We start from the raw sequence: 13,402 nt of genomic DNA, 5'->3' as shown, positions 1-13,402 counted from the left end.
AACGCGATGTGAGCACGGCAAGGGACACAGAGCGCGGGCAGAAGTCCTCCGCACCGATGGACAAGCTGTGGCAGGATGGCGAGACCGATCGTGCCAGCACCGATCCGGCGCTGTTGATCGACGTCGCCGGCTTCGAAGGTCCGCTTGACCTTCTGCTTTATCTTGCCCGCAATCAGAAGGTCGATCTGTCGCGGATTTCCGTGCTTGCCCTTGCTGAGCAGTATCTACAGTTCGTCGAGTCGGCCCGCCGTATCAGGATAGAGCTCGCCGCCGACTATCTCGTCATGGCCGCATGGCTCGCATACCTCAAATCGCGCCTCCTCATTCCGCAGCAGGCGAAAGACGACGGTCCTTCCGGCGAGGAGATGGCAGCGACGCTGGCATTCCGGCTGAAACGCCTCGAGGCCATGCGCGAAGCGGCCAGTGGCCTCGTCAATCGCAATCGGCTCGGACGGGATGTCTTTGCCCGCGGTGCACCGGAGCACATCCCGGATCGCCAGCGGTCCGCCTATGACGCAAGTCTCTACGAGTTGCTGACTGCCTACGCAACGCTACGCCAGCGGCAATCGGTAACCCAGGTGACAATCGAGCGCCGGAATGTCTGGTCGCTGACGGACGCGCGTGAGCTGCTGACACGCCTGATCGGCGAGGTCGTCGATTGGACGTCGCTCGAACAGCACCTGCTGCGCTACATGGCTTCGCCCGAGGATCGCGTCACGGCGATTGCCAGCGCCTTCGCCGCTTCGCTGGAGCTCGTTCGTGAAGGCAAGCTCGAGATACGGCAGGAAGGGGCGTTCCAGCCGATTTACATGCGTCGCGGGCCGAAGCATGCGACACTTCATGTCGTGGAACAGGAGCAGCAGGCTTGAGCCAAGTGCAGCATGACGACGATTACCTCGGCAATGACGACGACCGCCAGCCGGAGGACGCAGTAGAAACAGCCGCCGAGGCGGAACGTATCGCGGAAGCGCTTGTCTTTGCGTCGGCGCAACCGGTCTCCGAGGCTTTCATTTCCGAGCGGCTGCCGGCCGAGGTTGACGTCCACTCCATCATGCTGCGCCTGAAGGATCAGTATGCGCATCGCGGCGTCAATCTGGTGCAGGTCGACGACGCCTGGGCGTTCAGGACCGCGGCGGACCTCTCCTTCTTCATCCGTCGCGACGAAACGGAAGCCAAGAAGCTGTCGCGCGCAGCACTCGAAGTGCTTGCGATCATCGCCTATCACCAGCCGGTGACGCGCGCCGAGATCGAGGACATCAGAGGCGTGCAGACATCGCGCGGTACGCTGGATGTGCTGATGGAGGCCGGCTGGGTGCGGTTTCGCGGGCGTCGGCGCACACCGGGCCGACCGGTCACGCTCGGTACGACGCGGGATTTTCTCGACCATTTCGGCCTCGAGGAATTGCGCGATCTCCCCGGTATCGAAGAATTGAAGGGCGCGGGTCTACTGTCCGGACGTATTCCGGCGAACTTCAACATTCCGTCACCGACGATGAACGATGAATTGACCGAGGATGAGGACCCAATCACGCAGCTGGATCTCGAAGAACTCGGCCTTCTGGCCCCCAAAGGAGGGCCTGAAGAATAGCTGCGTCAGGTCTTTGTTTTGCCATCGGTAGCGAAAACAATGTCGATCACAATTTTTCGAAGTTCAAACGGCTTGTCACCAAGGGCAAAGCCGTGACATTAAGCTTCGATCTACGGGGAATTTGATGTTGGATTTGGTGTCGCGAATTCTTACATCAGACTGACATCGCAACAGGGAGTTAGCGTAATGGGTTCTTTTAGCATGTGGCACTGGTTGATCGTTCTGGTCATCGTGCTGTTGTTGTTCGGTCGCGGCAAGATCCCGGAATTGATGGGTGACGTCGCCAAGGGCATCAAGAGTTTCAAGAAGGGCATGAACGACGAGGACGCGCCCGAAGCCACGAGCAAGACCGTCGATCACAAGGCCGACGAAACCAAGTAACACGTCCGGGCAAACGCAGCCCCCGCGTTTCCCGCCCAGGAGCCTTGAATGTTCGATATAGGCTGGACCGAGCTGCTCGTCATCGCGGTCGTTTTGATTGTTGTGGTTGGTCCAAAGGATCTGCCGCCGATGCTTCGTGCGTTCGGCAAGATGACGCAGCGTGCAAGAAAGGTCGCAGGCGACTTTCGCGCGCAGTTCGATGAAGCGCTGCGCGAGGCCGATCTGGACGAAGTGCGCCAGACTCTGAGCGATGCGCAGAAGCTCAATCCCGTGAACTCGTTGCGGGAGGCCATGAACCCTCTTCGGCAGATGGGAAATGAGATCAGGGCCGACCTCCAGAAGGCGACCACAGTCGACAACAAGACGGAAGTTCCAGCGACGGCAATGGCGGCGCCCGAGCCCGCAGTAAGCCTGCCGGCCACGCCGCCAGAAATGTCGCAACCGACGCCGCAGCCAATGGCGGCCGCCGCATTGCCGGGCGCCGAGCCTCAGGCCGCAAAGCCGAAAGCCGTGCGCAAGCCGCGTGCCAAGGCTGCGGAGAAATCTGACGCGGTTGCTGCCATAGCGGTCGCTCCAGGGGGAACGAAGAAGCGGGCACCAGCCAAGACGGCAGCGAAGAAGCCTTCCGTCGTGGAAACCGATGCCGCAGTCGCTCCAAAGAAGGCGACAGCCAAAAAGAAGAAGGATGAGGCATGAGCGGTGAGATCGAAGACAAGCCGCAGCCGTTGATCGAACATCTGATGGAGCTGCGCACGCGGCTCATGTGGTCGATCGGCGCCTTCTTTGCCGCCTTCATCGTCTGTTTCATTTTTGCCAAGCATCTCTTCAATGCGCTGGTCTTCCCCTACAAATGGGCCGTCCAGTGGGCGCATCTCGATGTCTCCAAGGCGCAGCTGATCTACACGGCCCCGCAGGAGTTCTTCTTCACGCAGGTGAAGGTGGCGATGTTCGGCGGTCTCGTGATCGCCTTTCCGATCATCGCCGCGCAGATCTACAAGTTCGTGGCCCCCGGCCTCTACAAGAACGAACGTTCGGCCTTCCTGCCGTTCCTGATCGCCTCTCCGATCCTGTTCCTGATGGGCGCGGCACTCGTCTATTTCTTCTTCACTCCGATGGTCATGTGGTTCTTCCTGACCATGCAGCAGGCGCCGGGCGAGGGCGATGTCGCCATCTCGCTCCTGCCGAAGGTCTCGGAATATCTCAGCCTCATCATGACGCTGGTGTTCTCCTTCGGCCTGGTTTTCCAGCTGCCCGTCATCACCACGCTGCTTGCCCGCGTCGGCCTGCTGACCTCGGACTGGCTGCGCGAGAAGCGCAAGTTCGCGATCGTCATGGCCTTCGTCGCCGCCGCGGTGCTGACGCCGCCCGATCCGATGTCCCAGATCGGCCTTGCGTTGCCGACCATCATTCTTTACGAGATTGCCATCTACGCGGCGCGACTCGTGGAACGCCAGCGTGCGCGCGATGCGGCTACCGAGGCTGACGATTCGTCGGATGTTGCCAAGACGGACAACGTCTAGCGTCACCGCAATTCCTCGATGAGCGCTTTCCAATATCCGGTCGAGGCCCGGTCAGGCTTCGGCCGGGTCATCCTTTTTTACAACGACCTGGAACGACGATGCTCGATATCAAATGGATCCGTGAGAATCCCGAAGCCCTCGACGCGGCCCTTGCCAAGCGTGGTGCCGAGCCCCTGTCCGAAAGCCTGATCGCGCTGGACGAGAAGCGCCGCACGGCCGTTCAGAAGGTCCAGGACATGCTGTCCCGCCGTAACGCCGCCTCCAAGGAGATCGGTGCTGCCATGGCGCAGAAGAACACCGAGCTGGCCGAGAAGCTGAAGGCCGAGGTCGCCGACCTCAAGGTCCTGCTGCCGGCCGCCGAGGAAGACGATCGCGCGTTTTCCGAAGAACTGAACGACGCCCTCTCGCGCATTCCGAACGTCCCTCATGAGGACGTCCCCGTCGGCAAGGACGAGGCCGACAACGTCGTTACCCGCGTGACGGGCGAAAAGCCGCGTTGGAACCATACGCCGAAGGAACACTACGAGATCGGCGAAGCCCTCGGCTACATGGATTTCGAAACCGCCGCCAAGCTCTCCGGCTCGCGCTTCACCGTCCTGACCGGCCCGTTGGCAAGGCTTGAACGGGCGCTCGGCCAGTTCATGATCGACCTGCACACCAGCGAGCACGGATACACCGAAGTGAGCTCGCCGCTGATGGTGCGCGACGAGGCGGTCTTCGGCGTGGGCCAGTTGCCGAAATTCGCCGAGGACATGTTTCGCACGACGGACGGCCGCTGGCTGATCCCGACCGCCGAAGTAACGCTCACCAATCTGGTTCGAGAGCAGATCCTCGAGCACGACAAGCTGCCGCTGCGCTTCACCGCACTTACCCCGTCCTTCCGCTCGGAAGCGGGCTCGGCCGGCCGCGACACCCGCGGCATGCTGCGCCAGCACCAGTTCTGGAAGTGCGAGCTGGTCTCGATCACCGACGCCGAAAGCTCGATCGCCGAGCATGAGCGCATGACGGCTTGCGCCGAGGAAGTGCTGAAGCGCCTCGGCCTGCATTTCCGCACGCTGACGCTCTGCACCGGCGACATGGGCTTCGGCTCGCGCAAGACCTACGATCTCGAGGTCTGGCTGCCCGGCCAGAACACCTACCGCGAAATCTCGTCCTGCTCGGTCTGCGGCGATTTCCAGGCGCGCCGCATGAACACCCGCTATCGCGGCAAGGAAGACAAGACCAACCGTTTCGTTCACACGCTGAACGGTTCCGGCACCGCCGTCGGCCGCTGCCTGATCGCGGTTCTGGAAAACTACCTGAACGAGGATGGTTCGGTGACCGTACCGGACGTGCTGGTGCCCTACATGGGCGGCCTGACGAAGATCGAAAAGGCAGCTTGAGACCATGCGCATTCTGCTTACCAACGACGACGGCATTCATGCAGAAGGCCTTGCGGCGCTGGAGCGGATTGCGCGAACACTCTCCGACGACGTCTGGATTGTCGCGCCCGAAACGGATCAGAGCGGCCTTGCGCACTCCCTGAGCCTGTCGGAGCCTCTGCGTCTGCGCAAGATTTCGGATAAGCACTTCGCCTTGCGGGGCACGCCGACCGATTGCGTTATCATGGGCATCAAGCAGGTGATGGACATCAAGCCCGATCTTGTTCTGTCGGGCGTGAACTCCGGTTCCAATGTCGCTGACGACGTGACCTATTCCGGCACCATTGCCGGCGCGATCGAGGGAACGATGCAGGGCATCCGTTCGTTCGCGCTCAGCCAGGCCTATGTCTACGAGAACGGCATGCGGACTGTCCCCTGGGAGGTCTGCGAGGCACATGCGCCCGCACTTCTCGATAGGTTGATACCGCTCGACCTGCCGGACGGGACGTTCCTCAATCTCAATTTTCCCAATTGCCGACCGGAAGAGGTCGAGGGTATCGATGTCACCTCGCAGGGCAAGATGGCCTTCAATCTGCAGGTCGACGCGAGGGCCGATGGTCGAGGTTTCCCCTACTATTGGCTGAAGTTTGGCGAGCGCGCCGGCGCCTTTAACGAAGGCACGGATATCCACGCTCTCAAACATCGCAAGATTTCGGTAACACCTTTGAAACTGGATCTGACCGATTATTCCGTACAGGACCGCCTGGCGCGGGCGCTTTCTGGTACGGAGTAATTAGCGTTGACGACACGTCTTGTCGAAAAGGAAGGCTTTGCGGCGCTTGTTCTGCGCCTGCGGGCAGCGGGCGTATCGGATATCGATCTGCTGACCGCTGTCGAGCAGACGCCGAGATCGGTTTTCGTGCCGCCGCAATTCGCCGAGCACGCCTATTCCAGCCGGACCATCCCGATTGAGTGTGGCTCCTTCCTTGAGGGCGTGGATCTGGCGGTAAAGATTCTGCATTCGCTGAAGATCAAGCCAGGCCAGCGGGTGCTCGAAGTCGGCACCGGCAGCGGCTTCATGACGGCGGTTATCGCTCGCATGGCCGAACGCGTCCTCACGATCGATCGCTACAAGACGCTGACGACCAATGCTCAGAAGCGGTTGGAAGCGTTGAGCATACGGAACGTGATCGTGCGCCAGGCCGACGGCAGCGCGGGATTGCAGGGCGAGGGAACCTTCGATCGTATCATCGTCACCGCCGCATTCAATTCCATGCCGCGCTTCTACACGGATCAGTTGGTATCCGGCGGATCGATGATCGCCCCTCTGATGATCTCTGAAAGCGAATGTCGCCTCGTCCGCTTGACGAAGACCGGCAGCCGCTTCGAGCGTGAAGAACTCTTCAATTCTCCCTATCTGCCGATCGTCCCGCGGGTGGCCTCGCAACTCTAGGCAAACGCGCCGCGTGGCGGCTATGGTTAGCAATCTCTCAAAAAAATCGCGCTGATTTCGCTGCCTTAACCACGTGGTAATACTAACGCGCTTTAATAAACCCACAAAAGGTTGCGTTCTCAGTGGGTCGAGTCATGCGTTTCAGTCTTTCGTCAAGGTTTGGGAAGTCTGCCGGTAATGTGGTGATGGCGGCTTTACTGGCAAGTGTCGCAACGGGGTGTAGTTCCGATGTGACACGGTTTGGTGGTTTGTTCTCCTCCGCCGGCCAGGATCAGATGACCACAAACTCCATTCCTCGCAGGAATATGAGCGGCCTTCAGGCTGATCCGGTGCCGCAGGCCGACTTGCAGGGCGGCGGCATGCAGCAGCCCGATTACTCTCGCTCGCAGGCTATGAGCCAGCCTTATCCCGCTCAGCCGGCTTACGGCTCCAATGCGCGGATGGCCTCGGCTCCTGTCTCTGTTCAGCGCTCAGAACTCTCGGCGCCCGGTGCTGTGGCTCCTGCCCACGAGCGGCAGGTTGCTCTTGCTCAGCCTTTCCCGACAGCAACGCCAAAGAAGTCCGCGCCGGTTCTCGTTCCGCCGAAGGTTGACGCCGATGCGATCGTCACCGGCTCGACCCCGAAGAAGGTTTCAGGCTGGTCGGCAACGAACGCGCCTTCGGTCACGCTCCGTCCGGGCGAAAGCGTCACAACGCTGGCCAACCGCTACGGCGTGCCGGAGAAGGAAATCCTCCGCGTCAACGGCCTGAAGACGGCCGCTGCTGCAAAGCCCGGCCAGATCATTCTCATTCCGACCTTCAACGGCGGCAATGCAGCCAAGGCGTCGGCTCAGGCGGCTGATCTGTCGAAGGGCGGCCAGCAGCCGCAGCCGGGCAAGCCACAGGACCAGAACGTCGCCGTCATTCCAGGTGCGAATTCGGCACGGGACAAGTCGATGGCAAGTGCCGATCAGGCTGGCAAGCTGCCGGCTGGAGCAGGCAAGGGGCCCAAGGGGGCTGGCGGCAGCTATGTCGTGAAGCCGGGCGACTCGCTTGCGAAGATCGCCAGGGCGACTGGCACGAGCATCGACGATCTGAAGGCGGCAAACAATCTGTCGGCTGGTTCGATCCGCATCGGTCAGGAACTCAACATCCCGAACGGTTCTCCGGACGCGATGAAGACGGCGTCGATCCCCGCCAAGGGTGAGCCGAAGGTTGCTGCGCAGCCGGTTTCGGCTCCGGCAACGGCCGCTCAGGCTCAGCCTGCGACCTACAAGGCGCCGGTGGCAACCGAGACGGTTGATGACGCCGCCAAGAAGGACGTCGCGTCTGCGGCTCCGGAAGCAACCGGTATCGGCAAGTACCGCTGGCCCGTCCGCGGTGCAGTCATCGCGGCCTACGGCGCCAACGTCAACGGCAGCCGCAACGACGGTATCGATATCTCCGTACCGCAGGGGACGGCAATCAAGGCTGCTGAAAACGGCGTCGTCATCTACGCCGGTAATGGCCTCAAGGAACTCGGCAATACGGTTCTCGTCCGCCACGACGATGGTACCGTGACCGTCTACGGCAACGCTGACACGCTGAGCGTGACGCGTGGCCAGAAGATCCAGCGCGGCCAGACGGTTGCTGTCTCCGGTATGAGCGGCAACGTCAAGCAGCCGCAGGTTCACTTCGAAGTCCGCAAGGATGCGACGCCGGTGAACCCGATCACTTTCCTCGAATAGGTATTGCGTCTCGAGGACAAAACAAAAGCCCGGCAGTTCGCCGGGCTTTTGTCGTTTCTGACGGAATTCTGCGCCTCAGGCGCGGTTTAACGCGATCCGCGACCGGCCTGCGAGGTCCTGGATGTACTGCCAGGCGACGCGGCCGGATCGGGCGCCGCGCGTGGTCGCCCATTCAAGCGCTTCGGCGTGCATCTTTGCGCGATCGAGCGGGAGTTCGAAGTGGTCGGCGTAGCCGTCGATCATCTTCAGATAGTCTTCCTGCCCACACTTGTGGAAGCCCAGCCACAGGCCGAAACGATCGGACAGGGAAACCTTCTCTTCAACGGCTTCGGACGGGTTGATGGCCGTCGACTGCTCGTTCTCCATCATGTGACGCGGCAGCAGATGGCGACGGTTCGAGGTTGCGTAGAAAAGGACATTGTCCGGACGCCCTTCGACGCCGCCGTCCAATGCCGCCTTGAGCGACTTGTAGGCGGTGTCGTCATGGTCGAAAGACAGGTCGTCGCAGAAGACAATGACGCGGTGAGGGGTGTCTTTCAGAAGGTCGAGCAGCGTCGGCAGGCTTGCAATGTCCTCCCGATGGACCTCGACGAGTTTGAGCGAAACGCCGCTTTCGCGACGGACGTCCTCATGCACAGCCTTCACGAGTGACGACTTGCCCATGCCACGAGCGCCCCACAACAGGACGTTGTTGGCGGCAAAGCCCTCGGCAAACCGGACCGTGTTTTCATGCAGGATGTCGCGCACGCGGTCGACGCCGCGGATCAGTTGCAGCGCGATACGGTTCGGCCGCTTGACAGGCTGCAGGTGGAGGCGGGCGGGGGACCAGACGAAGCAGTCGGCCGCCGTCCAGTCGTTGGTAACCGGCGCCGGTCCGGCCAGACGCTCGACGGCGTTCGCGAGACGGCGGAGCTCCGCCAGAATGACGTGGTTCAGATCTTCGGCCATTGCTTTTACTCCTTCGAGCGCGGTTGGCTGTGTGCCTTGGTCTTTTCCGAGCGGGGTAGCATGGCAATTCACGAGCGGAAAGGTTAAGAGGCAGCGGAATCGGTACGGTTTCCGGCCGTTCCTGTTGCATTCGCAAAGACCATAATTATAGTCCGGCCACCCGCGAAAAGGCGACATTCCGCCTCCGGCAGAGTTTGAGGAGTTTAGCATGTTCATCACCCCGGCATTTGCCCAGGCTGCAACCGATACCGCGGCGTCGCCGTTCGGTTCTGGCTTTGAAATGATTATCCTGTTCGTGCCGTTGATGGTCGTCTGGTATTTCCTGCTCATCCGGCCGCAGCGCGCGCAGGCAAAGAAGCGCGACGAAACCCTGAAGGCAATTCGCCGTGGTGACCAGGTTGTCACCGGCGGTGGCCTCGTCGGCAAGGTCACCAAAGTCGTTGACGACAAGGAAGTCGAAGTCGAAATTGCAGACGGCGTCCGCGTTCGCATCGTTCGTACCGGCATTTCGGAAGTGCGCGTGAAGGGTGAGCCGGTCAAGGCTGACGCCGCGTAATAAGCCTGCTTTAGCGCGAACCGGATTGGCCGGGTCGGATATAGTCGAGTAAAAATGCTTCATTTTTCCCGCTGGAAGACCCTTCTGATCTGGTTCGTCTTGCTGGTCGCCGTGCTGGCGGCCACACCCAATCTCCTATCGGACAGGGCGCTTGAGCGCCTGCCGAACTGGTTGCCCCATAGTCGCATCGATCTCGGAGCAGATCTGCGCGGTGGAACCCACCTTCTTTTCAAGATTGAGCGCACCGATATCGTCCGGGAGTTGCTTGAGGATACCGTCGCCGGAGTTCGCAACAATCTGCGACAGGCCAATATTCGTTACACCGGATTGACCGGTAACGACCAAACGGTGAGCGTCAAGATCGCCGACGCGCAACAGATACCGGCAGCGACAACGGCGCTCGAGGGGCTGGTTGCCAGCCTGAAGAGCGGTTTCTGGGGTGGCGCTGCGCCGAATCTTATTGTCCGCCATGACGAGACCGGCCAGTTTACGCTCGCTATCTCCGACGATGCCGTGAATGCCGGCACCTTGGCCGCCCAATCACAGTCCGTCGATGTTGTGAACCGCCGTGTGGAAGCGCTCGGTGACGTCGATTTCGTCGTTCGCCCTGAAGGCGCTGACCGTGTCGACCTGCAGGTCATGGGTGACGTGGACGTCGAGCGGCTGAAGAACATCATCAATGAGCCCGCCAAGATCTCTGTGCGGATGATCGACGAGAGCATGTCCGGGCAGGAGGCAATTTCCGGACGCTGGCCTGCGACATCGGAGGTTCTCTATTCGCTGGACGATCCTCCGGTTCCCTATCTTGTCGATCGAACCGATTTCGTCACCAGCAAGAACATCGTTGACGTTCAGTCGGTAGTGAATGGCTCGTCCGTCTCCATCGCTTACAAGCTGGATGCGGAAGGCACCGAAAGGCTGGCGCAGAAAACGCGGCAGAACATCGGCCGGCACTTCGCGATTATCTTCGACGATCAGGTCATGGCCGCCCCGCTGATCAACGCGCCGATCCTCGATGGAACCGGCGCGATACCGGTGAGCTTCACCGCAGATGGTGCTCACGACCTCGCTTTGATGCTGCGCGCCGGCGCCTTGCCGGCAACGTTGACCACTGTCGAAGAGCGGACCGTCAGCCCCGCACTCGGAGCAGAGTCGGCTCGTGCCGGCATATGGTCGGGCATCGTTGCCGCTGTCCTCGTCGCCGCTCTGATGTTTGCGTTTTATCGCGGGCTCGGCGTGATCGCCGCCATATCGCTCGTCATGAACCTGTTGCTGATACTGGCCTTCCTGAGTGCGATCGGCGCGACGCTGACGCTTCCCGGGATCGCCGGCATCGTGCTGATCATGGGCATGGCGGTGGACGCCAACGTCCTCATCTACGAGCGCATTCGCGACGAGGCCAAAACCGGACGCCCGTTTGCCGAAGCGATCGAAAACGGCTTCAACCGTGCGATCTTGACCGTTCTTGACGCGAACGTGACAATCTTCATCGGCGCGGTCATCCTCTATTTTCTCGGCAACGACGCCGTGCGCGGGTTTGCGATCACCCTTGCCGCCGGCATCCTCGCGACTGTATTTACGGCGTTTACGCTCACTCGCTGGATTGTCGTCCGATGGCTCCACCGGCGTCATCCGCGACATCTGCCCCGGGACATCAACACCGGCATCTTCGATCGCGCCAATATCCGCTTCATGGGGATCCGCAGATATTCCTTCACCATTTCGGCGGCCCTCTCGATCGCAGCCATGGTTGGCTTTGCAGCCGTCGGCTTGCATATGGGCGTGGACTTCGCGGGCGGCTCGATCGTGGAACTGCGGGCGAAGCAGGGACGTGCTGATGTCGGCGACATCCGCGAACGGCTCGGCGATCTCAACATCGGAGAAATCTCGGCGCGTCAGCTGCGCGATCCTGCGGGCGCGCTGGTGCAACTGCAGCCGCAGGGCGGCGGAGAAAATGCCGAACAGTCTGCCGTCACGCTGATGCGTGACGAGCTCGGCGGCGACTATGATTTCCGTCGAGTCGAGGTGGTTGGACCGGCCGTATCGGGCGAGCTGACACGGGCCGCAACGCTCGGCGTTCTGGCATCGCTCATCGTCATCCTCGTTTACATCTGGGCCCGTTTCGAATGGCAGTTCGCGATCGGCGCCATCGTGGCGACGCTTCATGACATCATTCTGGTCCTCGGCTTGTTCGTTCTGACTGGAATGGAATTCAATCTGACAAGCGTGGCGGCGCTTCTGACGATTATCGGCTATTCGCTGAACGATACCGTCGTGGTGTACGACCGGATGCGAGAAAACCTGAGACGGTATCGCAAGATGCCGTTGCCGATCCTCATCGACGCCTCGATCAATCAGACGCTCTCCCGAACCGTGCTGACCGCCGCGACAACGCTGCTGGCGCTGGCAGCGCTGTCGCTGCTCGGCGGCGAGGTTACGCGCACGTTTGCCTTCGTGATGCTCTTCGGCGTTGCCGTCGGGACATTTTCATCCATCTACATAGCGGCGCCGGTGCTGATAGCCTTCAAGCTTCGGCCGGAAACGCTGGACAACGACCAAGACAGAAAAGTACCGGAGCCCGAAACAAAAAGCGGCAACCCGGCAGTGTGAGCATATGGCCAGAGGCATAGAGATACGCGAAGCGCATTTTCCCGGGCGCGCGCCGATCGATACTTACGGGAATGGTGGATTTCGCTTCGCCGACATGTCGCACCGTGGCTCCATCCTTTGCCTTCCTTCCGGCATTCACGGCTGGGACATGGATGCGACCAAACCGCTGTCGGTCGAGAATCTTCAGCGTGTTATCGATGAGGCAGCTGACATCGAGTTCCTGTTGATCGGCACCGGCGTGGACATGCGTCCAATGCCGGCGGACTTGAAGGCAGCCCTGAAGGCGGCGGGCATTTCATCGGATCCGATGAACACCGGCGCCGCCGTGCGCACCTTCAATATCATGCTGATGGAATCGCGCGCAGTTGCCGCCGCCTTGATCGCAATCTGAACATGGCTGATCAATCGATGACGAACCAGGACATCTGCCTGGCGATGCTACGCGACATGGATCGCGACCGCTACCTTGCCTGCCTGCTCTCTCCGGAAGACAAAAGAGGCGCAATCGCCGTGCTCTACGCCTTCAACGCTGAACTTGCCCGTATCCGCGACCTCGTGCACGAACCGCTTCCCGGCGAGGTTCGCATGCAATATTGGCGCGATCTGCTGGAGGGCAATGCCCATGGGTCGACGGAGGCCAATCCGGTCGCGGCCGCCTTGCTGGCCTGTGTCGATGCCCATCGCCTGCCGCGCCAGACGCTGCTGAATATGATCGATGCTCGTATTTTCGATCTCTACGACGACCCGATGGAGACACGCGGCTCCCTTGAGGGATATGCGGGCGAAACCGCATCGGCCCTGATCCAGTTGACGAGCATCGTTCTTGCCCCTGACGACGCGGCACGATCGGCCGAAGCGGCCGGGCATGCCGGCGTCGCCCAGGCGATCGCGGGATTGCTTCTGCTGATGCCGTTACACCGTCACCGTGGCCAGGTCTACATACCCCTGGAGATCCTCTCCGCTACCGGGCTCGACCGCGATGCCTTCCTCGCAGGCGACGACAAGAACCGGATATCGGCCGCGATCGAAGCATTCGCGGGCCTCGGCCGCGATCACCTCGCCAAGGCGCGACATGTCGAGATCCCGGCCGCTGTTTTCCCGGCGTTTCTGCCTGCGTCGCTGGCCGAGCATGTGCTGGTCAAGACGCAGAAATCGGGTGCTGAAATCCTAGAGCGTTCGCCGCAGCAACCGCAGTGGCGGCGCCAGATCCGCATGACGCTCGCCTTGATGCGCAGGAAAATCTGACGAATGTTCAAACTCGCACAAGTCTCATGGGTTA

Annotated in this window: 14 protein-coding genes; 13 read left to right on the top strand and 1 reads right to left on the bottom strand. The window is 61.0% G+C overall.

Features of this window, described 5'->3' with window-relative positions; translation table 11 throughout:
• Positions 1 to 8 precede the first annotated feature (8 nt).
• The 9 genes from ASE04_RS18125 to ASE04_RS18085 all read left to right on the top strand — a co-directional run bounded on the left by ASE04_RS18125 (position 9) and on the right by ASE04_RS18085 (position 8,009).
• Positions 9 to 869, top strand: a complete 861-nt coding sequence (locus tag ASE04_RS18125) for a segregation and condensation protein A (RefSeq protein WP_056819894.1) — start codon at positions 9 to 11, stop codon at positions 867 to 869.
• Positions 866 to 1,588 carry an SMC-Scp complex subunit ScpB gene (gene scpB / locus ASE04_RS18120; protein WP_156408832.1) on the top strand — a complete coding sequence of 241 codons (723 nt, stop codon included), beginning with the start codon at positions 866 to 868 and terminating at the stop codon, positions 1,586 to 1,588. Before ASE04_RS18125 ends, scpB begins: the two co-directional genes overlap by 4 nt.
• A 186-nt stretch (positions 1,589 to 1,774) precedes the next feature.
• A complete protein-coding gene (locus ASE04_RS18115) occupies positions 1,775 to 1,969 on the top strand; it encodes a twin-arginine translocase TatA/TatE family subunit (RefSeq protein WP_056819891.1) in 195 nt (64 codons plus the stop codon).
• A 48-nt stretch (positions 1,970 to 2,017) separates the two neighbouring features.
• Positions 2,018 to 2,665: a Sec-independent protein translocase protein TatB gene (gene tatB / locus ASE04_RS18110; RefSeq protein ID WP_056819889.1), complete on the top strand. Its 648-nt coding sequence runs from the start codon at positions 2,018 to 2,020 to the stop codon at positions 2,663 to 2,665.
• Positions 2,662 to 3,489 carry a twin-arginine translocase subunit TatC gene (gene tatC / locus ASE04_RS18105; protein WP_056819886.1) on the top strand — a complete coding sequence of 276 codons (828 nt, stop codon included), beginning with the start codon at positions 2,662 to 2,664 and terminating at the stop codon, positions 3,487 to 3,489. Before tatB ends, tatC begins: the two co-directional genes overlap by 4 nt.
• Positions 3,490 to 3,587: 98 nt before the next feature.
• Positions 3,588 to 4,871, top strand: coding sequence for a serine--tRNA ligase (serS, locus tag ASE04_RS18100; protein ID WP_056819883.1), 1,284 nt, complete (start codon positions 3,588 to 3,590; stop codon positions 4,869 to 4,871).
• Between the two features lie 4 nt (positions 4,872 to 4,875).
• Complete coding sequence (surE, locus tag ASE04_RS18095; RefSeq protein WP_056819880.1) at positions 4,876 to 5,643, top strand: 5'/3'-nucleotidase SurE; 768 nt, start codon at positions 4,876 to 4,878, stop codon at positions 5,641 to 5,643.
• 6 nt (positions 5,644 to 5,649) lie between these two features.
• Positions 5,650 to 6,303, top strand: a complete 654-nt coding sequence (locus ASE04_RS18090; RefSeq protein WP_056819876.1) for a protein-L-isoaspartate(D-aspartate) O-methyltransferase — start codon at positions 5,650 to 5,652, stop codon at positions 6,301 to 6,303.
• A gap of 134 nt (positions 6,304 to 6,437) precedes the next feature.
• Positions 6,438 to 8,009 carry a peptidoglycan DD-metalloendopeptidase family protein gene (locus ASE04_RS18085; RefSeq protein WP_056819873.1) on the top strand — a complete coding sequence of 524 codons (1,572 nt, stop codon included), beginning with the start codon at positions 6,438 to 6,440 and terminating at the stop codon, positions 8,007 to 8,009.
• Between the two features lie 75 nt (positions 8,010 to 8,084).
• Here ASE04_RS18085 and ASE04_RS18080 read toward each other — a convergent pair whose 3' ends face one another.
• Positions 8,085 to 8,957 carry an ATP-binding protein gene (locus ASE04_RS18080; protein ID WP_056819870.1) on the bottom strand — a complete coding sequence of 291 codons (873 nt, stop codon included), beginning with the start codon at positions 8,955 to 8,957 and terminating at the stop codon, positions 8,085 to 8,087.
• Positions 8,958 to 9,165: 208 nt separating this feature from the next.
• On the opposite strand from ASE04_RS18080, the gene yajC reads away from it, so the two are divergent.
• The 4 genes from yajC to ASE04_RS18060 are packed head-to-tail and all read left to right on the top strand — an operon-like array spanning position 9,166 to position 13,368.
• A complete protein-coding gene (gene yajC, locus ASE04_RS18075; protein WP_056819867.1) occupies positions 9,166 to 9,513 on the top strand; it encodes a preprotein translocase subunit YajC in 348 nt (115 codons plus the stop codon).
• A gap of 54 nt (positions 9,514 to 9,567) precedes the next feature.
• The gene (gene secDF, locus ASE04_RS18070) at positions 9,568 to 12,123 is read left to right on the top strand and encodes a protein translocase subunit SecDF (protein ID WP_056819864.1); all 2,556 of its coding nucleotides are present in this window, start codon (positions 9,568 to 9,570) and stop codon (positions 12,121 to 12,123) included.
• Positions 12,124 to 12,127: 4 nt separating this feature from the next.
• The gene (locus tag ASE04_RS18065) at positions 12,128 to 12,514 is read left to right on the top strand and encodes an Mth938-like domain-containing protein (RefSeq protein ID WP_056819860.1); all 387 of its coding nucleotides are present in this window, start codon (positions 12,128 to 12,130) and stop codon (positions 12,512 to 12,514) included.
• Between the two features lie 2 nt (positions 12,515 to 12,516).
• On the top strand, positions 12,517 to 13,368 hold the full coding sequence (locus ASE04_RS18060; RefSeq protein ID WP_056819858.1) for a phytoene/squalene synthase family protein: 852 nt from the start codon (positions 12,517 to 12,519) through the stop codon (positions 13,366 to 13,368).
• Positions 13,369 to 13,402 lie beyond the last annotated feature (34 nt).

The organism is Rhizobium sp. Root708 (assembly GCF_001429725.1).
Taxonomy (GTDB): domain Bacteria; phylum Pseudomonadota; class Alphaproteobacteria; order Rhizobiales; family Rhizobiaceae; genus Rhizobium.
This window is presented reverse-complemented; position numbering and strand designations above follow the sequence as displayed.

Bases quoted from the DNA above. Each gene is read 5' to 3' on its own strand.
- ASE04_RS18115 (WP_056819891.1), top strand. From the start codon at position 1,775: ATGGGTTCTTTTAGCATGTGGCACTGGTTGATCGTTCTGGTCATCGTG.
- ASE04_RS18060 (WP_056819858.1), top strand. From the start codon at position 12,517: ATGGCTGATCAATCGATGACGAACCAGGACATCTGCCTGGCGATGCTA.
- ASE04_RS18065 (WP_056819860.1), top strand. From the start codon at position 12,128: ATGGCCAGAGGCATAGAGATACGCGAAGCGCATTTTCCCGGGCGCGCG.
- serS (WP_056819883.1), top strand. From the start codon at position 3,588: ATGCTCGATATCAAATGGATCCGTGAGAATCCCGAAGCCCTCGACGCG.
- secDF (WP_056819864.1), top strand. From the start codon at position 9,568: ATGCTTCATTTTTCCCGCTGGAAGACCCTTCTGATCTGGTTCGTCTTG.
- surE (WP_056819880.1), top strand. From the start codon at position 4,876: ATGCGCATTCTGCTTACCAACGACGACGGCATTCATGCAGAAGGCCTT.
- tatC (WP_056819886.1), top strand. From the start codon at position 2,662: ATGAGCGGTGAGATCGAAGACAAGCCGCAGCCGTTGATCGAACATCTG.
- tatB (WP_056819889.1), top strand. From the start codon at position 2,018: ATGTTCGATATAGGCTGGACCGAGCTGCTCGTCATCGCGGTCGTTTTG.
- ASE04_RS18080 (WP_056819870.1), bottom strand. From the start codon at position 8,957: ATGGCCGAAGATCTGAACCACGTCATTCTGGCGGAGCTCCGCCGTCTC.
- ASE04_RS18085 (WP_056819873.1), top strand. From the start codon at position 6,438: ATGCGTTTCAGTCTTTCGTCAAGGTTTGGGAAGTCTGCCGGTAATGTG.
- yajC (WP_056819867.1), top strand. From the start codon at position 9,166: ATGTTCATCACCCCGGCATTTGCCCAGGCTGCAACCGATACCGCGGCG.